The following is an 18622-nucleotide window of genomic DNA, read 5'->3' as shown; positions in this document are numbered from 1 at the left end:
TGAAAGGCGGAAACGTCAGTGAAAATGCGTGCTCGACTGATCTATAATCCAACTTCGGGGCATGAAACAATGTTGCGTAATGTTGGCGAGATTTTAAATATTTTGGAACAGGCTGGTTATGAAGCAAGTGCCTTTCAAACAACAGCTGAAAAAATGTCGGCTGCTAAAGAAGCACAACGAGCAGCCAAAGAAGGCTTTGATTTGATTGTTGCCGCTGGTGGCGACGGAACTATCAATGAAGTGGTGAATGGAATTGCACCGCTAAAATATCGGCCTAAAATGGGGATTATTCCTGCAGGAACAACTAATGATTATGCCCGGGCATTACGGATACCACGAGAAAATCCGATTGATGCTGCAAAGGTGATTCTTAAAGGGCAAACCGTTAAGATGGATATTGGTCAAGCTAATAATAAATATTTCATGAACATTGCCGGTGGTGGCTTCTTAACGGAGTTAACTTATGATGTGCCTTCTGACTTTAAATCAGTTTTAGGCTATTTAGCTTATGTCGTTAAGGGTGCAGAAATGTTGCCGCGAATTAAGCCAGTTGATTTGCACATTCAATTTGATGGTGGCGAATACGATGGTCAAGCTTCGATGTTCCTATTGGGATTGACTAATTCTATTGGCGGATTTGAACAAATTGCACCGGATGCGTCACTTGATGATGGTAATTTTGCTTTAATTGTGGTTAAATCTAGTAATCCAGTTGAAGTTATTAAACTAATGGGAATGGTGCTAAACGGTGGCCGTCATGTAAACGACCCTAACATCATTTATACCAAGACGCGCAAAGTTGTGGCTAAAGTTAAACATGGTCAACAGATGAAGATTAACCTTGATGGGGAATACGGTGGCGATGCACCAATGACCTTTGTTAATTTACGTCAGCATATTGAAATGTTTGCTAATGTTGATGAAATACCTGACAAAGCGCTGAGTGTACCTGAGGATATTGCAGAAAAAGCTGAAGGCCAAAACGAAAATAACAACGATAAGTAGTAAGATTATGGACTGGGACATTCTTTGTCAAAGTCCATATTTTTTAGGTGACAGTAATGGAATTGAACCGACAAAATAAAAGGAGTTATTATGGCAAAAATTAGTGCACCAGTTAAGAAAAACGACGTGTTAACCGGCACGGTAATGGACCTGACTTATCAGGCTATGGGTGTGGTCAAGGTCAATGAACATTATCCAATTTTTATTGGTAATGCGTTACCTGGTGAAGAGATTAAGTATGTGGTTACCAAAGCAAACAAAAATTATGCATTTGGTCGTTTGCTAGAATTTATCACAACTAGTCCTGATCGGGTTAGTCAAGACAATTCGGTTTATTTACAAACCGGTATTGCGCCATTAGCACACTTATCATATCCGGCACAATTAAAATTCAAGCAGGAACAAATTAAATCATTGTTCCAAAAGGATAAGTTAGATTTAGAAGTAAAGCCAACATTGGCTGCCCCAGCACCGTTGCACTATCGTAATAAGGCGCAAATTCCAGTTCGGCAAATTGATGGCTGGCTTCAAACTGGTTTTTATCGGCAACACTCACATCAGTTAGTACCGATGACTGATTTTATGATTCAAGATCCTAAAATTGATGCAACTGTTGAAGCTGTTCGTGATATTTTACGTGAATTACATGTGTCAGCATATAATGAGGAACATAATTCGGGTGTGATTCGCCATATTATGGTGCGGCGGGCGCACAAAACTGGTCAACAAATGGTTGTGTTAGTTAGTCGGCAACGTCGTTTACCACAAGAAGACACAATTGTTGCACAAATTAGTGAGTTGCCAGAAGTTACCAGCATTATTGTTAATTACAATCCGAAAGCGACGAACGTAATTTTAGGTGCTCAAGAACGACCTGTTTTTGGTGAGTCGTATATTGAAGATGAGTTATTAGGCAAAAAATTCCGTATTTCAGCACAATCATTCTACCAAGTTAATCCTGAACAAACTGAGAATTTATATCAAACAGCCATTGAATTGGCTGATTTACAACCTGATGAAGTGGTTATTGATGCTTACTCTGGCATTGGCACGATTGGGATTTCAATTGCAGATCATGTTAAACAAGTACGTGAAATTGAAATCGTGCCGGAAGCAATTGCTGACGCTAAAATTAATGCCAAACTCAACCACGTGACAAATATTGATTTTACAGTAGGGAAGGCTGAAGAAATTTTGCCAGAATGGGTTGAAAAAGATCAGGCCATGGATGTTTTAATTGTTGATCCACCGCGTAAGGGTCTTCAACCAGAATTCATTGAGGCTGTCCTAAAAGCTAAACCTAAGAAGTTAGTTTATATTTCTTGTAATCCAGCAACACTAGCTCGGGATTTACGTTTATTAATTGATGGTGGCTATATTGGTACGACAACTCAACCAGTTGATATGTTCCCAATGAGCAATCATATTGAAAGTGTTACTGCGTTAACATTAGCTTAATTTGAAGGAAGACGGCATGAAAGATTTATTTTTAGGGATTGATATTGGCACCACTGCAATCAAGATTGGCGTTATTGCTTCTGGAGCGTTCGTTAATCAGCAGACGTTACCACTCCAAACTTTTTATGGCGATAATGGTGCTAAATATCAATCAGCACAAGAATTATTAGCACAAATTAAACAGGGCATTACTAACATTCCTCTGGATTGGCGGCAGTTAATCGCGACAATTAGTTTTAGTGCGCCAATGCACAGTTGTTGGCCTGTAACACCGGGTCAAGAAAACGATCAAATTTTTATTTGGGCGGACACACAAGCACAAGCAACTATTCGTGATTTTCAACAAAGCAATCAGGCTAAAGATTTTTATTTAAAAACAGGGACACCGATTCATCCAATGTCACCCTTTGCTAAAATAAAATATTTTCATGAGCAAACACAATATTCAACATCAACCAAGTGGTATGGTATTAAGGAATTGGTTCTCCAAGCTTTCACTGGTGTTGCGCGAATTGATTTAGCTACTGCATCGGCAACTGGTCTGTTGAACTTAAGCACTTGTCAATGGGATCGTGAAATCTTAACAGCATTAGCAATTGACGAAGATCAGTTAGCCGAATTAGCGGATACCACCGCACGTTTTTCACTAGTTCCATCACTGGCTAGTCAATTGGCATTACCGCTAAATGCGACGGTAGTGGCTGGTGCCAGTGATGGTTGCTTAGCGGCTTTTGCGGGCTATCAAACAACGGGCACTGCCAATAGTTTAACGATTGGAACTAGTGCTGCGGTGCGGAAGGTTTCATCCGTTACAGCGTTAGATTCAATTCATCAGAATTTTTGCTATTATTTGAATGCGGATCAGTATGTTATTGGGGCACCTTCTAATAATGGCGGTAATGTCATCGCTTGGGCCAGTGAAAAATTTGCACAGCATGCGTCAGAATTTCACGCGGAAATACCAACTATTCTGCAGCAATCACCAATTGGCGCTAATGGGGTTAGGTTTATGCCGTTTCTTAATGGTGAACGTGCCCCTTATTGGGATGCTAATAAGCAGGCTGAATTTAAAAATATGACAATCAAAACTACTCGTGCTGATTTAATTCGCAGTGTGTTTGAGGGAATGTTACTTAATCTACACCAGCTAACTGATTTAGTTGGCGTAAATGGTCCCATCACAATTAGTGGTGGCGTCTTTCAATCAACGGCTTTACAACAATTAACAGCGGATATTTTGGGATTGGATTGTTGGTTGTCGGCAGCTAATGAGCCTATTGCCGGGCTTTATATGTTGATAACAGGTCAGCAGCTGCAGACGACTATTGCCACACATAAAATTAAATTTAATCCACAAGTTCATCAACAATATCAGCAATACTATCAACATTATTTTGATTAAAAAGAAATAGCCTTAATTACAAATAAAAAGTTGTAATTAAGGCTATTTTTAATCGGTTAACTTGAGACCTAAATATAATTGACCAAGTAATGCTGCTTGCTCGGAATTAACAATAAGTCCACGCAATTGGGTATAGTCAACTTCCAGTCGCTTAAATTGACAACTACTAACATCGATTCCTTTTAGCTTGGTAAACATCAGGCTCAGTTGGTTCAACTGACAATGATCAAAGCTGATTTTTTTAATTTTGGTATCATCAATACTAGCATCTTCTAAATGTGTTTCAATAAATTCAGCTGCTTTAATTTGACATTTATTTAAAGCTGCTAGATCCATTAAACATCCAGAGAAGCTGACCTCATTGAAGTAAGAATGATCCAGTACTGTGCCCACTAACTTGCAATTTTGAAAACTAACGTGATAAAGACTGGCTTGATCCAGCTGACAATTAGAGAAGTCACAATTTTTAAAAATGGTGTTGCTCGCTTCAAATTTGTTGAAATCACAGGCAATAAAATTAAAGTGCTCAACTAGGCAATACTCTAAAATTGGGTGAGCTAGTTTAAGTTGGGTGATGGTTTCATTTTGTAAATGAGCTGCTTGTAAGAAATGATCTTCATCGTCAATCAAATTAGTAAATTTTACAGTGATTAAATGTTCGATATCAAGTTTAGGCTTGGTCATCTTAAGGCTCCAACTAAAAATTGGAATGAATCTATGTTAATAGTAGCTAAAATCCTGCTTCAATTAAACAAAGTCCACTCCAATTAGTTTATTTATTTTTTGATTATAATTTTCTAGGTGTTGCTTTTTTTGGTGCAGTTGATTGGTTATCGTCAGTCTTAGATTGGTCCCATAATTGTTTAATGGCTGGGATTTTACCGAGACTATCTAAAGCAGCTGTTGGCATGACAATGGTATTATTCTTACCTTCAGCGACTTTCTCCATTGCTTCCAGGTTCTTATATTGTAAATATGCATCAGTGTTATTAACTAAAGCTTCGTTAACAGAATTAATCTGATCGCGAATTGCTTCATAAAGCAAACGTTGACTTTGGGCACGACCTTCAGCTTCCAGAATTTGCGTTTGCTTATTACCTTCGGCTTCCAAAATGGCAGATTGTTTGCCACCTTCGGCCTTAGCAATAGCTGCTTGTTTCAAACCTTCAGCTTGCATAATATTAGCTTCTTTTTCACGGGAAGCACGGAGTAACTTGTTCATTGAAGCTTGAATATCTTGGTCTACTTCCACAGAGTCAATATTGGCCCGATCAACATTTAATCCGTAACCAGCTGTGACTTCACTTAATTGCTCGAATAACGCCCGATTAATGGCCTCTGTACCATTTAAAACATCATTAAGGTCCATATTACCAATGATACCTCGTAACGCTGCACGGGTATCCTGAACCATACTGGTGACAGAGTCTTTGTTCTTATAAACGTAAGCATTAACATCGGTAATATGGTATTTCAAGGTTTCAGAAATTTTGACAACAACGTTGTCCTTGGTAATAACCTCTTGTTCTGCTACGCGCATCGGAATTTGTTTCATGTTCACAACTTCAGTAATCCGATAAATAATCGGTAAAACAATGTGGAATCCTGGTTCCATGGTTTTAACATAAACACCTAAACGTTCAACAATGCCAACTTCACCTGTATGAATAATGGCAATTGATGAGAAAATAATCCACAGCAAAAGTGCCGCAACAACGACAATAACAATAGCTAAAACAATATTTCCAAGCATATCTTTCTACCCCTTCCCTTAATAGGTCAAACGCGATTCATGCCGACGAACAATTAAACCTAATGGTGTTGCCCCTACGATTTCTAATGTATCACCAACTTGCGCTGGTCCATCAATGACATAATGATAGTAAACACCGTATTGCTCGATTGTGCCCGTATTAAACTCACTAGTGTTAATAAAAGTCATGCCAATTAATCGATCATCTAGCATTGCTCCACCTCGCTATCTAACTGGCTACATTATACGCCATTACCATCCTAAAGTATCTAGATAAATGAATATTTTTTTATCATAAATATTTCTGATAATTAACAAAAAGTATCAATAAAGGTGATTAAATCAATCAATTAGCATGATTAATTCTTTAATGATAATTTAATCGTATCTCATGATGAAATTTTGATATACAAAAATGCCTTAATTACGAATTGTAATTAAGGCAAGTTGTTTTTAATCTAATTGGGCTAAAGCTTTCTTAGGAATGGCTGATCGACTAACTTGTTCCCAAGAACGAACATCACCTTTATGATAGATCACTTTTAAATAGGCGTTACGTTTTAGGGGACGATTTTTATTCGCGTAAAAACTGAGCTCGATTTGACGACCATCAGTATCATAACCTGGTAGTTTGTAAGAATAGTCACTGATGGTATTGCCAGCATCATCTTTATAAGGATGATACTCACCATTGGTTGTAATTTGAGTATAGTAAGTGTCACCACCACGGAATATTTGTTCGATAGCAAACCAAGCGCCAACAACTAAAGTAAGGGTAACGACTGTAATAGATAGGATTTTTTTCATCGGAATTAATGCTCCCTTAATTTTTTTCTTAATCATATCAAGATTAGCCTATTGTAACCATAGAAGTTGATTACAGCTATCTTACAAATTTGTCATGAAACAACTTTTAACGGACTATTTAGGCTAACGATACCTAATATTTTAATCTTCAGGTGAAAATTTTCATAGGTTAATTATAAATTTTCGTAAAAAACTATTTTGTTGGCGCGCAAACCTGTAAAATAATTATCAACGTTCAACAAACTAGAATTTGGAGTTGGGAGGACCAGTTTTTGGCACAAAAAGAACAACTTCAGCGCTCGATTGGCTTAACTTCAGCGCTGACCACAGTTATGGGGACGGTTATTGGTGGCGGCGTCTTCTTTAAAATTTCAACATTAGCCGCTTCAACCATGTCGCCTAGTTTATTATTGCTCATCTGGGTAATCGCCGGATTCTTAACGATTGCCGGTGGCTTATGCCTAGCGGAGATTGCGACTGCTATTCCTGAAGCAGGTGGGGCAGTTAATTATATTGAGATTGCTTATGGTAAATTGCCATCATTTTTACTCGGCTGGGCGCAAGTTTTGATTTATTATCCAGCTAATATTGCTGCATTGAGTATTGTTTTTGCCACGCAATTGATTAGTTTATTGGGCTGGTCTAGCGGCTTAATTATCCCTATTGCGATTATAACAGCCTTTTCATTAACTGGCTTGAATCTTTTAGGTGCTAAATTAGGCAGTATTGTTCAAAATTTAACGCTGATCATTAAATTGATTCCAATTATTATCATTATTGTTTTTGGCTTAATAAATCCCCATGCGCAAACGTTACAATTGTGGCCGATTCATCCTGGTGAGCAGGTTAGTTGGTTAACGGCACTTAATGGTGGCTTATTAGCGGCAATGTTTGCCTACGATGGTTGGATTAGTGTTGGTAATATGGCCGGAGAGATGAAGAATCCACGTAAACATTTACCTATTGCTATCATTAGTGGTCTTGGTCTAACAACATTAGTTTATTTATTTATTAATCTTGCTTTTTTAAAAGCCTTACCGATTGGTCAATTAGCTGGTAATACAACAGCTGCAGCGGATAGTGCTCTGGCAATTTTAGGAACATTTGGTGGCCGGTTAGTAACTATTGGTATTTTAGTTTCTGTCTATGGTGCAATTAATGGCTATACTATGACTGGAATGCGAGTTGCTTATGCAATGGGCGTTAATAACACGATTCCTCTTGCACATCACTTCCGTAAAACTACACCCCATACTAAGGTGCCATTATTAGCTAGTTTAGTGCAATTAGCGGTGGCAGTGGTGATGATTTTTATGGGGAATTTTGATTTTTTGACCGATATGGTCGTTTTTGTAATGTGGATTTTTAATACCATGATTTTTGGCGCTGTTTTTATTTTACGTAAAAAGTATCCTGACCTTGAGCGCCCTTATAAAGTTATGGGTTATCCTTGGATTCCGATCATTGCTATTATCGGTGGAACTTTTATTGTGATTTCAACATTGTTTACGCAATTTAGTCTAGCTGTGTTAGGAATTGGCATTACCCTATTAGGGATTCCTTGTTATTATTGGCAACAACGTCATGATAATGAGCAAGATCTGAATTAATTGTCATAAAAAATACCCTTCGAATTTTTCGAAGGGTATTACTATTTAATTTAATAATTTTCGTCAGAGTTATCTGGTTCGTTTTCAGTTTCATCGTCTTGTTGAGGAACGTCACGATGATTAATGACTAGATAAGTTCGATTACTGGACTCATCATAAATCTCACTAGGACCATTGTGGTTGGCAAAGACTTTTAATTGAAAGCCATAGTGGTCTAAAAAGACTAATTGATCAGCGTCAAGTCCAATAATGCGACCTGGCAATTCGCGATGATCAATCATGATTGAAAAGTCCGGAGAAATTGCCATATCGTGCTTCTGATTAGTTTTAGGATCGATAAAAGCCCAATCACCTGCATAACGCAAGGCTAGATCGGGTTGGCGTTTTTGTTGTTGTTTACGATGGCGCTTTTGTGTTAAAAAGCGGCTTACTTGATTAATACCATGAATACCAGCAGAATAAATATCAGAAACTCGCATGTTAATCTCCTTTACACATTTATTATCATATCATCAGTGATGTTAATTTGGTATTAAAAACCATGATATGTTGATTGTATTTTTGTTACAATAAGGTGACAGAAAATATGGTGTTTCAACCGATGCCTATACAATGCGAACTTAGCTATGAAATGCTTAGTTTTATCACGAAATTGATGACGCGATAACTTTGCTGGCGAACGTTTAAATCATTAGGATCAGTTAAAAAAATAAAGTTGAGGTAGAAAAAAATGGCCAATGTAGGAACAATTGGAACTAGCCAAATTACAAGAACATTTTTGCAAGCGTGCATTGCTAGTCGAGCTTTTAAAATTACGCATGTCTATTCCCGAACGAAAACTAAAGCACAACAATTAATCGATGATCTGTTTATTCCTCAAGCGACAGCTGATGATGATTTGGATAACTTTTTGAGTGCAGCCGATCTTGATATTGTTTATGTTGCTTCACCTAACAGTTTACATTTTCAAGATGTTAAGGCAGCATTATTGCACGGCAAAAATGTCATTGTTGAAAAGCCAGCTTTTGTAACGACAGCAGAATATCAAGAAATTGATCGCATTTTAAAGGAACATCCAGAATTACATGTTTTAGAGGCAGCTCGCCACTTATTTGATGCCAATTATTTAGCAGCCAGTGAACAAATCAAAGCATTCCCTGAAGTAACTGGTGCGACTTTAGCTTATATGAAATATTCAAGTCGTTTTGATGACTTTAAGGCTGGCAAAGAACCGAATATTTTCTCAACTAAATTTGCTGGTGGTGCTTTGTATGACTTAGGTGTTTATTTAATTTATGCCGCAGTTGATTGGTTTGGCTTGCCTAAGCAATCAACTTATTCTGCTACTAAGGCAGCTAATGGAATTGATTTACATGGATTAGCCCGTTTGCACTACGATGATTTTGATGTGGCATTAATTTTTGGTAAGGATCAACAGTCCTTCTTACCGAGTGAAGTTTATGCAGCAAGACAAACGTTGTGGCTTGATAATCTCGGTCAGCCATCAATCGTTCGCCGTTATGACGGTCCGGCCGTCTTCCAAGATCTATCTAAACCATCAACTGAGAATCCATTAGTTGATGAAGTCAATGCGTTTAGTCTGATGTTTGCTAATCGTGATGAAGCACAATTTGCTCATTATTGGCAACTAACTGGCCAAGTTAATCAAGTACTCAATCAATTACGTGCTAGCGCACAAATTAAATTTGAAAGCGACCAAAATTAATGACAGAAATTTATCAAGAACCGGCCACACCATTCTTACCAATTTGGCAACAAGCCGGGTTTACTAAGCCAACACCAATTCAACAAGCCGTTTATTGGCCTTTAAAAAAGGGTGGTCCAGTTTTAGGGCTCGCCGCTACAGGTACTGGTAAAACCTTAGCTTTTGGGTTACCGCTATTAGAAACGTTACAACCGGGCCAACGTCTGCAATTACTTATTTTGGAACCTAGTGCTGAACTGGTTATGCAAGTGCGCGATGTTTTACGCCCTTACGCCCAGGCTGTAGGTTTAAAAATTCAAGGAATTGTCGGCAAAGCCAATGTTAAACGGCAACAAGAACAACTAAAACAACATCCAGAAATTATTGTCGCCACACCAGGACGGTTACAAGAAATGATCACTAATAAGCTGGTGAAAGTTGATCGGATTGAAACAGTTGTGATTGACGAAGCTGATTCTCAATTAGATGGTGAACATTTAAATACTACTCGAGAACTATTAGCTACTATGCCGGCTGATGCACAAATGGTTTTAATGTCTGCCACAGAACAGCCAATTTTTGAAGAGTTAGGTAAATGGTTTGGCTATGATTTTGAACGTTTTGACACACGTCAGGCTGATTTTCAACAGCAACAAATTCAACATGATTTTATGATGATTGGTAATCATCAAAAAGCCGAACTACTTAAACGTTTACAACGTGGACCAATTGATGGTCAAAACGCTTTAGTTTTTGTCAAAAATACGGGTAGTGCCCGAACTTTGTTTAAGACACTTAGTTTCTTGAATTTAAAAGTTGGCCTGTTATTGGGCGATGAAACCAGTCAACGCCGGCAAAAAATCATGCAACAATTTCGCAAAAAGCAACTAACTTATTTAGTGACTACTGAATTAGCTGCACGTGGGTTGGATTTTCCTGATTTAAAATTTGTGGTTAATTATGATTTGCCACAAACTTTAGTAAGTTATACTCATCGGGCAGGACGGACCGGACGAATGTTTGGCACGGGGACGGTTTTAAATTTGGGGAACGAACATGATCATCGAAATTTACAGAAAACGGTCAAAACACAATTTCAATTACAAACTGTTTATTTAATCGATGGTAAGTTGTCCACTGAAAAACCAATTAAACGCGAACCGCTAGAAAAACGGACTAATACGGTGATTACTCATTCAACCAATCATCAAACTAAGCCAACACCTAAAAAAGAAAAGCCACGTAAGAAGAAGCGATTACGCGATCAAAAAAGCAAAGGAAAACACCATCCAAAAGCAGCCAAGTAGACTTGGCTGCTTTTTTGCGAAAATCACAAAATAAAGGTGGTTATTTTCAGTAAATGTGATGGCGTTTCCAATATTGCTATGACACATTTTTTAGGGGTTGACAATCGACGAATTAAAATTTTATAATGTGTTCGTGGTCTAGAGCAATTCCATTAAATTGATGACATTTTAACTTGTTGTGAATTGGTGGTTGTGATAGACTCTAAATATGCAATGAAATTGTTTTCATTGCGACTGCATCAGCAGTCTAGCTGCAATTATTCATTGTTTTTTAAATCTAATATAGAAGGGAGGCTATATTTTGGAAGAAGACGAAAACTTGCAAGCAATTATGGGATTAATTGTAAACGGTGGCAACGCTAAAAGTAGCTCAATGGAAGCTATCCAAGCTGCTAAAAAGGGCGACTTTGATGAAGCAGATGCTAAATTAAAAGAAGCTGACGCGGCGTTAGGCGAAGCTCACAATTCGCAAACTGGGATGTTGACTAAGGAAGCTAGTGGTGATCACGTTAAAGTGACTTTACTGATGGTTCATGGTCAAGATCACTTAATGAACGCAATTACTTTCCGTGATTTAGCTGGTGAGGTCGTAGATGTATACAAGAAATTAGCAAACGCATAATTCTTTGGGGTAATTATGTTTGCACCAAAATTTCTAACACATGGGTTAGCTTTAATTCGGAGGTTTTCAAATGCAAAAATTAATGGATTGGCTCGAAAAGTATCTTGTGCCGATTGCCACTAAAATCGGTTCAATTCCTTGGCTAGTTGCTTTACGTGATGGCTTTATTTCAACAATGCCAATTACAATGGCAGGTTCATTAGCAACATTGATCAATGCCTTGTTAGTTACATTCCCAACAGAATGGAAATGGATGGGCTTTGTTAATTCAGGCTTCGTCCAAGGTGTTGTTGCAATTGATGGCATTGTTTCAACAGGTTCATTATCAATTTTCGCAGTATTCTTCGCTGCTATGTGGGGTTACCATTTAGCTAAGAATTACGGCGTTGATGGTTTATCTGGTTCATTAGTATCATTAGCAGCATTCTTAATGAGTACTAATAATACTGTTACGTTAGCATTAACTGATAAATTACCAAAATCAGCAGTTACAGCATTTACTAATGCTGGTGCTACTGCAAGCGAAAGCAGCGTTACACTTAATAGTGCTTTTTCCGTTGGTAACTTAGGTTCTGCTGCATTATTCTCTGCTATGATTTTCGGCGCTATTGCCGTTGTTGTTTATATCTTCTTAATGAAGAAAGACATCACAATTAAGATGCCTGATACAGTTCCACCAGCAGTTTCTAAAGCGTTTACTGCTTTAATTCCTGGTATTGCTGCATTATATGCTGTTGCTATTATTAACTGGGCATTTACTAAAGGTACTGGTCAATTCTTCGGTGACTGGTTATCACAAACAATTCAAGCACCATTACTTCATGCTGGTCAATCAGCTGGTATGGTTATCTTAGTTTCATTATTAGTTCAAATCTTCTGGTTCTTCGGTATTCATGGTCCTAACGTCTTGGGTCCAGTTTTGGAATCAATTTGGGGTACTTCACAAATTGCCAACATCACTGCTTTCCAAAATCATGCCGACTTACCATACAAGTGGGTTCGTGGTTCATTTGATGCTTACGTTTGGTTTGGTGGTTCTGGTGGTACAATCGTATTACTTCTGGCCATCTTAATCTTCTCAAAACGTGCTGACGAAAAAGCAGTTGCTAAATTAGCATTTGCTCCTGGTTTATTCAATATTAACGAACCTGTTATGTTTGGTTTGCCAATCGTATTGAATGCTATTTACTTCGTGCCATTCATCATCGCACCAGTGGTGAACACAATCATTGCGTACTTCGTAACAATGGCTGGTTGGGTTGGACCAGTTAAGGTTGCTGTTCCTTGGATCACACCACCAATTTTGAACGCGTTCATGGCAACTCTTGATTGGCGTGCTGCTGTATTAGCTTTAGTTAATATGGTCATTGCCTTCTTCATCTGGTTACCATTTGTTCAAATGTCTAACCGTGTGTTTGCTAAGGAAGAAGCTGCTAATAACAGTCAACTTTAGTTTGAACTTGTTTTTTAATTAAACGTAAGCCATCAGTTGCAATTCGTTGGACTGGTGGCTTATTCTATACTATGTAAACTATAAAATTAATAAAGGAGCAATCCCAATGATCTTTTTAAACGCACCTATTCAACAAGATAAAATTATCGATTTATTGAACAATTACAATGAGGACGGCGTGACTTTCCAACTTAAAAGTCAAAATGGTATGAAGTTAGTTTTTGACACTAATATGGAAGATTCTGAAGCAGCAGCTAAACTTGCAAAAGCGGCAATTAAAGCTCAACGTTGGGGCTCAGTGCTCTATTTCCAGGCTGGGGTAGAAAAGTAATGACAACAAATGGCCTATTCTTAATGGCTCTTGGCTTTTACATCATTATGATGAGTGGCAGATCTAGTAAGAATGGCACTGGCCTAGACATTTATTTACTCACGCTAGGTATTTTTGTTGTTGGCTTGGGCTTCTTCTTTTTCCATCGCGGTAAAAAGCGAGATAAGGCAGCCGGCAAGATGAAATCTAAGGATAAATCAGCCAGTGAAATTCAACAATCCGCTATTAAGAAGGGGACTAAGAAATGAAGATCCAGCAAAAATTAAACATTCCGACTAATTTTTTCTATCGTAAGATTGTTGATTCGGTTTTGTATGATATTCGAACACAAACTGGTGATACCATTTCTGAAGAACAATTAGAGGGCTATTCTTATATAAAGCAGTTTACCAAGACGACGTCAGCGCGTATTACGATTACTAAGCTAGTGCCTAATGAAGCTTATTACTACACAACACATTCAAATCAGAGTGATTTCGATGTGAAGTATGAGATGAAGAGCTTGGGTAATCATCAAACTGAGGTTATTTACCAAGAGAATACGCAATCACAGGGTGGTTTTATTCGCCAGATGAATGACGTGCTTGTGGGATCAATTCTTGGTTTCGTGCGTCGACGTAACTTTAAGAAAATGCTGCTACAAATTGAACAGTCTTATTAACAACTATGCCAAAATGTTTTGAACATTTTGGCATCTATTTTATTTGTAAGTGTATCGTAGAACTAATCGTAAATATTGGAGGATGAAGATGGAACATAAAAAATTAAAATCATTCCCTAAAGATTTTCTTTGGGGTTCAGCTTCTGCCGCTTACCAAATTGAAGGCGCTTATCGTGAAGATGGTAAAGGATTATCTGTCTGGGACCAATTTGTGCGCATTCCAGGTAAAACTTTTAAGGGAACCAATGGTGATGTTGCTGTTGATCATTACCATCGTTATCACGAAGATGTTGAATTAATGGCTAAGGCTGGGTTAAAGGCTTATCGTTTCTCGATTGCTTGGACGCGTATTTTCCCAAATGGTAATGGTGAAGCTAGCGCAGCTGGTATTAAATTTTATAGTGATTTAATTGATGATTTAATTGCTCACAATATTGAACCACTTGTTACAATTTATCATTGGGATTTACCACAAGCCTTACAAGATGAATATCAAGGCTGGGAATCACGTCAAATCATTCCTGATTTTGTTAATTATGCCAAGACTTTATTTGAAAACTACGGCGATCGAGTTAAGCATTGGGTCACGTTAAATGAACAAAACGTCTTCATTCAACATGGCTACTTAATGGCAAGCCATCCACCAGCAGTTAAAGATCCTAAGCGGATGTATGCCGCTAACCATATCGCTAACTTAGCTAATGCTGCTGCAACTAAATACTTCCATGAACATTTCGATGGTGAGATTGGACCAAGTTTTGCTTATAGTCCTGTTTATGCTGTTAATGCAGATCCTGAGAACCAATTAGCGGCTGACAATGCTGAACAGTTCAATTCTTATTATTGGATGGATATTTACGCTTATGGTCACTATCCTGATGCCATTCGTCAATGGCAAGAAGAACAAGGAATTGCACCTGAAATTACAGCTGAAGATGCAGCCTTACTTGCTGATCCATTAGCCCGTCCTGACTTTATGGGCTTGAACTATTATCAAACAGCAACTGTTCAAGCTAATCCACTTGCTGATGGTATTGGTTTAGCACCAGAAAACACGACTGGTAAAAAGGGAACGAAGCAAGAGTCTGGTATTCCTGGTTTATTTAAGTCAGCAACTAATGATTATTTGCAAACAACTGACTGGGATTGGAATATTGATCCAGTTGGTTTACGCATTGCATTACGTCGCATTAACAGTCGTTATCATTTGCCAGTTTTAATCACCGAAAACGGTTTGGGTGCGTTTGATACTTTAGAGAGCAGTCATGAAATTCATGATGATTATCGAATTCATTTCTTACGTGAACACGTCAAAGCTATTCATGAAGCAATCAGTGATGGTGTTCAAGTTGTTGGTTACACAACTTGGAGCTTTACAGATTTGTTAAGCTGGTTAAATGGTTATCAGAAGCGTTATGGTTTTGTTTATGTTGATCGTGATGAACAAGACGAAAGAGAATTAGCACGTTATCCTAAGGACAGCTTCTACTGGTATGAGCAGGTAATCGCAACAAATGGTGAAGATTTAGGAGCAAGTAAGTAATGTCAAAAGTTATCGAAATTGATCATGCTGATGTTGATCTGTTGAATGAATATTACGAATTATGTTGTTATGCTTTTGATCGTCCTAATAATGAAGCTTACCAAACTAAATGGTTAAACTTGGCGATGCATAGTCGCGATTATGCAATTGTTGATGATCAAGGCCATGTGCAAAGTGCGCTGATGGTTACTTATTTACCTGTTAATTGGCACGGTCAAGATTATCAGATGGGAGCGGTTGGTTATGTGGCCAGCTATCCGGAATTTGGTGGACACGGGTCTATCACGCAACTGATGCAAAAAGCCACTGAACAAATGTTAGCTGATCATGTGGTTCTATCTTATTTAGCACCGTTCTCTTATACTTTTTATCGCCGTTTCGGCTTTGAAGAATTATTTGATCGGGTTTGCTATCAAGTCAAGGCTACAGAATTCCCACGTATTTCACCGTCGGCGGCTGGTTCAGTGGAACGCGTTAATTTCACAGATGCACTAGAGCAGATGGCTTCAATCTATGATCAAAATCAACAAAGTCAAAATGGTGCGCTAATTCGGCATTCTTGGTGGCAACAATATCGTTATAGTAAACATCCTAAGTATGAAGTGGCACTGTCATACGACGACCAGCAACAACTTGATGGTTATTTAATTTATCAACGCAATTCAGGAGAAGCATTTGAGTTGGTTGAATTAATGCCTAGTAATTTTGCTAGTTTTCAACGTCTGATGAATTTTGTTGGTAAACACGCCAATGTTTATCCTAAGTTTATTTACGAAAGTGCTAACCAAATGCCATATAATGATTTGATGCCAGAAGCTTATCACGTGCAAACATCAATTATTCCCTACATGATGGCCCGGGTTAACGATTGGCAAGCTTTAGTTGAAGAATGGCATTTTACAGCTGATCTAACTAAGCCATTGCTGATTGAAATTCAAGACCAATTCATTCCGCAAAATAATGGTGTGTGGGAATTATCAGTTAAGGACGGCCGCGGTCAGTTACTGCATAGTAGCGAATTAACGGCAGATCTTGTGATTGATACACGTCAACTTGCTAAAGTGTTCTTAGGCTATCGAACTTTAAAGCAATTGCTTCAAACTAATCAATGTCAGATCAACACTGTTTCAGCTATTTCTCAGCTGCAAGCAAGTTTAAATTATGCAGATAAGCCAATGCTATGGGATTATTTCTAAACTGTATTAAAAAAAAGACCTAGAATTTTCTAGGCCTTTTTTGATGATCTTTATTTAATCATGCGACAGGGGGGACTCGAACCCTCTACCTATGGTTTAGGAAACCATTGCTCTATCCAGGTGAGCTACTATCGCAAGCACTACTAATTGTAGCGAATAACCTTAGATTTTGCAATGGTGAGCCGATTAACAATTATCGTTCAAAATTGCAAATAAGACTTTTTAAAATGGCATCAACTTTTATGGAATAAAAAATAAATTGAGATTAATGTCAGAATAATTGGAATTGAGTTTAATAATAAAACAAGTCGACGGCGTTGCCACTGGCGCCAGTTCATTATCGTGACACTAACCATGAAGCAACAAACGATAATTAAACAGCCACTTAAGACTAATAATCCAAAATTAGTTGTCATGCCCAATCACCAGAACGGAAGATGGGCACCACTTGGCCATCGGTCGTGTGGCCGTCAATCGACATGTTTTCAGAACCAATCATAAAATCAACGTGAATTTGACTTACATTTAATCCGGCTAGCTGCAGTTGTAATTGGTTCATTTTTGAACCACCAGCAATTGAGAAAGGATAGGCAGCACCTAGGGCAAGGTGATTCGCCGCATTCTCATCAAATAAAGTATTGAAAAAAGTAATACCAGATTGCGAAATCGGTGAGGGATTGGGAACTAAAGCAACTTCACCCAGCATACTAGCGCCTGAATCGGTTTTTAATAGCTGTTTAAGTAGCTGCAAGCCCTGTTCAGCTTCAACTTTAATGACATGACCACGTTCAAAGGTAAAAGCCATTCCCGAGATGACAGTGCCAGCGTAACTAAGCGGTCTAGTTGCCCGGACATAACCGTTGACTCGTTTAGCATCTGGTGCTGTAAAAACCTCTTCAGTTGGCATATTAGGAATAAATTCCTCGCCTTTTTTATTTAATGAACTGGCTGCTTCCCAAATATGATTTTTAGGTAGCCCAATCGTTAAATCAGTATCAGGTGCAACATAATGTAATTGATCAAACTGATACTGATTTAGCAATTTAGCTTTAGCGATTAGTTTTTCTTTTTGCTGCTGCCAAGCTTTAAGTGGATCTTCTTGGTCAATTCTGACAGCTTTAAAAATTTCTTGCCATAAATGTTGGGTGCTAGTTTCTGAATTTTCGTCAGGAAAAACTTTTTGAGCCCATGCAGGACTGGCTGCTGCGATAATGGTCCAACTTAACCAATTGTTTTCGGTTGCCATTTTAACTGCACGAGTTCCTGAACTGCTGGCACTTTGGGCAGCTGAAATTTTACGAGGGTCCAGATCAGCCAGTGCTTGAGGATCGCTGGACATCACTGTTAGGCGTTTAACCCGATTATCAACAATATAGTGCGACAAGTCATTTTTAAAAGAAGCAACCTGTTTTAATTCGGTTTCAGTTTGATAAGTTAAATCTAGTCGTCTTTTTTGCTCATCTTGCCATTGCAAAATAACGTTCCTGGCACCGGCTAAATAAGCTTGCTCAACTAATAAATGTGCCAAAGTAGCCTGATCAATCGCAATAGTGATTATTACTTCATCATTTTTTTGAACATTTAAGCCAATTTTAATCGCTAATTCCGCGTATTTTTTAAGTTGTTCTAGAAAAGTCTTGTCTTCCATCCGCTCACCTGCTTGCTTAATTAGCCTTATTTTAGCATGGTGGCACCTTGATTTCATTAGAAATACAATTGTTAGTCTAGTCATGACTAATGAACAATGACTGCTTTATAAAAATAAGCAA

19 protein-coding genes and 1 tRNA gene are annotated in these 18622 nt (G+C 38.1%); 13 read left to right on the top strand and 7 right to left on the bottom strand.

Features of this window, described 5'->3' with window-relative positions; translation table 11 throughout:
• Positions 1–18: 18 nt before the first annotated feature.
• From FC84_RS01320 to FC84_RS01310, 3 genes are all read left to right on the top strand, one after another.
• A complete protein-coding gene (locus FC84_RS01320; protein WP_057754175.1) occupies positions 19–1005 on the top strand; it encodes a diacylglycerol kinase in 987 nt (328 codons plus the stop codon).
• 90 nt (positions 1006–1095) lie between these two features.
• Positions 1096–2463, top strand: coding sequence for a 23S rRNA (uracil(1939)-C(5))-methyltransferase RlmD (gene rlmD / locus FC84_RS01315; RefSeq protein ID WP_057754172.1), 1368 nt, complete (start codon positions 1096–1098; stop codon positions 2461–2463).
• 16 nt (positions 2464–2479) lie between these two features.
• On the top strand, positions 2480–3865 hold the full coding sequence (locus tag FC84_RS01310) for a gluconokinase (protein WP_057754168.1): 1386 nt from the start codon (positions 2480–2482) through the stop codon (positions 3863–3865).
• A 48-nt stretch (positions 3866–3913) separates the two neighbouring features.
• On the opposite strand, the gene FC84_RS01305 is transcribed toward FC84_RS01310, so the two are convergent.
• From FC84_RS01305 to FC84_RS01290, 4 genes are all read right to left on the bottom strand, one after another.
• Positions 3914–4549, bottom strand: a complete 636-nt coding sequence (locus tag FC84_RS01305; protein ID WP_057754165.1) for a pentapeptide repeat-containing protein — start codon at positions 4547–4549, stop codon at positions 3914–3916.
• 103 nt (positions 4550–4652) lie between these two features.
• Positions 4653–5618 carry an SPFH domain-containing protein gene (locus FC84_RS01300; protein WP_057754162.1) on the bottom strand — a complete coding sequence of 322 codons (966 nt, stop codon included), beginning with the start codon at positions 5616–5618 and terminating at the stop codon, positions 4653–4655.
• Between the two features lie 18 nt (positions 5619–5636).
• On the bottom strand, positions 5637–5831 hold the full coding sequence (locus FC84_RS01295) for a hypothetical protein (RefSeq protein WP_057754159.1): 195 nt from the start codon (positions 5829–5831) through the stop codon (positions 5637–5639).
• A gap of 240 nt (positions 5832–6071) precedes the next feature.
• Positions 6072–6425, bottom strand: a complete 354-nt coding sequence (locus tag FC84_RS01290; RefSeq protein WP_057754155.1) for a YxeA family protein — start codon at positions 6423–6425, stop codon at positions 6072–6074.
• A 272-nt stretch (positions 6426–6697) separates the two neighbouring features.
• On the opposite strand from FC84_RS01290, the gene FC84_RS01285 reads away from it, so the two are divergent.
• Entirely contained in the window at positions 6698–8035 is a 1338-nt protein-coding gene (locus FC84_RS01285) for an APC family permease (protein ID WP_151425821.1), read from the top strand.
• A gap of 50 nt (positions 8036–8085) precedes the next feature.
• Here the strand turns inward: FC84_RS01285 and FC84_RS01280 are convergent, their stop codons facing one another.
• Entirely contained in the window at positions 8086–8514 is a 429-nt protein-coding gene (locus FC84_RS01280) for a DUF4828 domain-containing protein (RefSeq protein ID WP_057754153.1), read from the bottom strand.
• 251 nt (positions 8515–8765) lie between these two features.
• Between FC84_RS01280 and FC84_RS01275 the strand changes: the two genes are divergently transcribed.
• The 9 genes from FC84_RS01275 to FC84_RS01235 all read left to right on the top strand — a co-directional run bounded on the left by FC84_RS01275 (position 8766) and on the right by FC84_RS01235 (position 16853).
• Positions 8766–9761, top strand: coding sequence for a Gfo/Idh/MocA family protein (locus FC84_RS01275; protein ID WP_057754150.1), 996 nt, complete (start codon positions 8766–8768; stop codon positions 9759–9761).
• Positions 9761–11047 (top strand): DEAD/DEAH box helicase, encoded by a 1287-nt coding sequence (locus tag FC84_RS01270; RefSeq protein ID WP_057754147.1) that lies wholly within the window; start codon positions 9761–9763, stop codon positions 11045–11047. The genes FC84_RS01275 and FC84_RS01270 overlap by 1 nt, the downstream gene beginning before the upstream one ends.
• Positions 11048–11345: 298 nt before the next feature.
• Complete coding sequence (locus tag FC84_RS01265; RefSeq protein WP_057754143.1) at positions 11346–11669, top strand: PTS lactose/cellobiose transporter subunit IIA; 324 nt, start codon at positions 11346–11348, stop codon at positions 11667–11669.
• Between the two features lie 70 nt (positions 11670–11739).
• Entirely contained in the window at positions 11740–13122 is a 1383-nt protein-coding gene (locus FC84_RS01260; RefSeq protein ID WP_057754140.1) for a PTS sugar transporter subunit IIC, read from the top strand.
• Positions 13123–13228: 106 nt separating this feature from the next.
• Positions 13229–13453: a hypothetical protein gene (locus FC84_RS01255; protein WP_057754135.1), complete on the top strand. Its 225-nt coding sequence runs from the start codon at positions 13229–13231 to the stop codon at positions 13451–13453.
• Positions 13453–13701 (top strand): DUF3188 domain-containing protein, encoded by a 249-nt coding sequence (locus FC84_RS01250; protein WP_057754134.1) that lies wholly within the window; start codon positions 13453–13455, stop codon positions 13699–13701. The genes FC84_RS01255 and FC84_RS01250 overlap by 1 nt, the downstream gene beginning before the upstream one ends.
• The gene (locus FC84_RS01245; RefSeq protein WP_057754131.1) at positions 13698–14114 is read left to right on the top strand and encodes a DUF3284 domain-containing protein; all 417 of its coding nucleotides are present in this window, start codon (positions 13698–13700) and stop codon (positions 14112–14114) included. Before FC84_RS01250 ends, FC84_RS01245 begins: the two co-directional genes overlap by 4 nt.
• Positions 14115–14202: 88 nt before the next feature.
• On the top strand, positions 14203–15657 hold the full coding sequence (locus FC84_RS01240; RefSeq protein WP_057754127.1) for a glycoside hydrolase family 1 protein: 1455 nt from the start codon (positions 14203–14205) through the stop codon (positions 15655–15657).
• On the top strand, positions 15657–16853 hold the full coding sequence (locus tag FC84_RS01235; protein ID WP_057754124.1) for a GNAT family N-acetyltransferase: 1197 nt from the start codon (positions 15657–15659) through the stop codon (positions 16851–16853). Before FC84_RS01240 ends, FC84_RS01235 begins: the two co-directional genes overlap by 1 nt.
• Positions 16854–16914: 61 nt before the next feature.
• On the opposite strand, the gene FC84_RS01230 is transcribed toward FC84_RS01235, so the two are convergent.
• Both FC84_RS01230 and FC84_RS01220 read right to left on the bottom strand, forming a co-directional pair.
• Positions 16915–16988, bottom strand: a tRNA-Arg gene (locus FC84_RS01230).
• A gap of 277 nt (positions 16989–17265) precedes the next feature.
• Positions 17266–18501 (bottom strand): aminopeptidase, encoded by a 1236-nt coding sequence (locus FC84_RS01220; RefSeq protein ID WP_057754118.1) that lies wholly within the window; start codon positions 18499–18501, stop codon positions 17266–17268.
• Between the last annotated feature and the right edge of the window lie 121 nt (positions 18502–18622).

It is taken from the genome of Lapidilactobacillus dextrinicus DSM 20335 (assembly GCF_001436095.1).
Classification (GTDB): domain Bacteria; phylum Bacillota; class Bacilli; order Lactobacillales; family Lactobacillaceae; genus Lapidilactobacillus; species Lapidilactobacillus dextrinicus.
Note: the sequence above shows the minus strand (reverse complement) of the source record. Positions and strands in the feature narration are given on the sequence as shown.

Coding starts and splice junctions, on each gene's coding strand:
- FC84_RS01240 (WP_057754127.1), top strand. CDS start 14,203: ATGGAACATAAAAAATTAAAATCATTCCCTAAAGATTTTCTTTGGGGT.
- FC84_RS01250 (WP_057754134.1), top strand. CDS start 13,453: ATGACAACAAATGGCCTATTCTTAATGGCTCTTGGCTTTTACATCATT.
- FC84_RS01235 (WP_057754124.1), top strand. CDS start 15,657: ATGTCAAAAGTTATCGAAATTGATCATGCTGATGTTGATCTGTTGAAT.
- FC84_RS01270 (WP_057754147.1), top strand. CDS start 9,761: ATGACAGAAATTTATCAAGAACCGGCCACACCATTCTTACCAATTTGG.
- FC84_RS01310 (WP_057754168.1), top strand. CDS start 2,480: ATGAAAGATTTATTTTTAGGGATTGATATTGGCACCACTGCAATCAAG.
- FC84_RS01275 (WP_057754150.1), top strand. CDS start 8,766: ATGGCCAATGTAGGAACAATTGGAACTAGCCAAATTACAAGAACATTT.
- FC84_RS01300 (WP_057754162.1), bottom strand. CDS start 5,618: ATGCTTGGAAATATTGTTTTAGCTATTGTTATTGTCGTTGTTGCGGCA.
- FC84_RS01305 (WP_057754165.1), bottom strand. CDS start 4,549: ATGACCAAGCCTAAACTTGATATCGAACATTTAATCACTGTAAAATTT.
- FC84_RS01260 (WP_057754140.1), top strand. CDS start 11,740: ATGCAAAAATTAATGGATTGGCTCGAAAAGTATCTTGTGCCGATTGCC.
- FC84_RS01280 (WP_057754153.1), bottom strand. CDS start 8,514: ATGCGAGTTTCTGATATTTATTCTGCTGGTATTCATGGTATTAATCAA.
- FC84_RS01295 (WP_057754159.1), bottom strand. CDS start 5,831: ATGCTAGATGATCGATTAATTGGCATGACTTTTATTAACACTAGTGAG.
- FC84_RS01245 (WP_057754131.1), top strand. CDS start 13,698: ATGAAGATCCAGCAAAAATTAAACATTCCGACTAATTTTTTCTATCGT.
- FC84_RS01290 (WP_057754155.1), bottom strand. CDS start 6,425: ATGAAAAAAATCCTATCTATTACAGTCGTTACCCTTACTTTAGTTGTT.
- FC84_RS01255 (WP_057754135.1), top strand. CDS start 13,229: ATGATCTTTTTAAACGCACCTATTCAACAAGATAAAATTATCGATTTA.
- rlmD (WP_057754172.1), top strand. CDS start 1,096: ATGGCAAAAATTAGTGCACCAGTTAAGAAAAACGACGTGTTAACCGGC.
- FC84_RS01220 (WP_057754118.1), bottom strand. CDS start 18,501: ATGGAAGACAAGACTTTTCTAGAACAACTTAAAAAATACGCGGAATTA.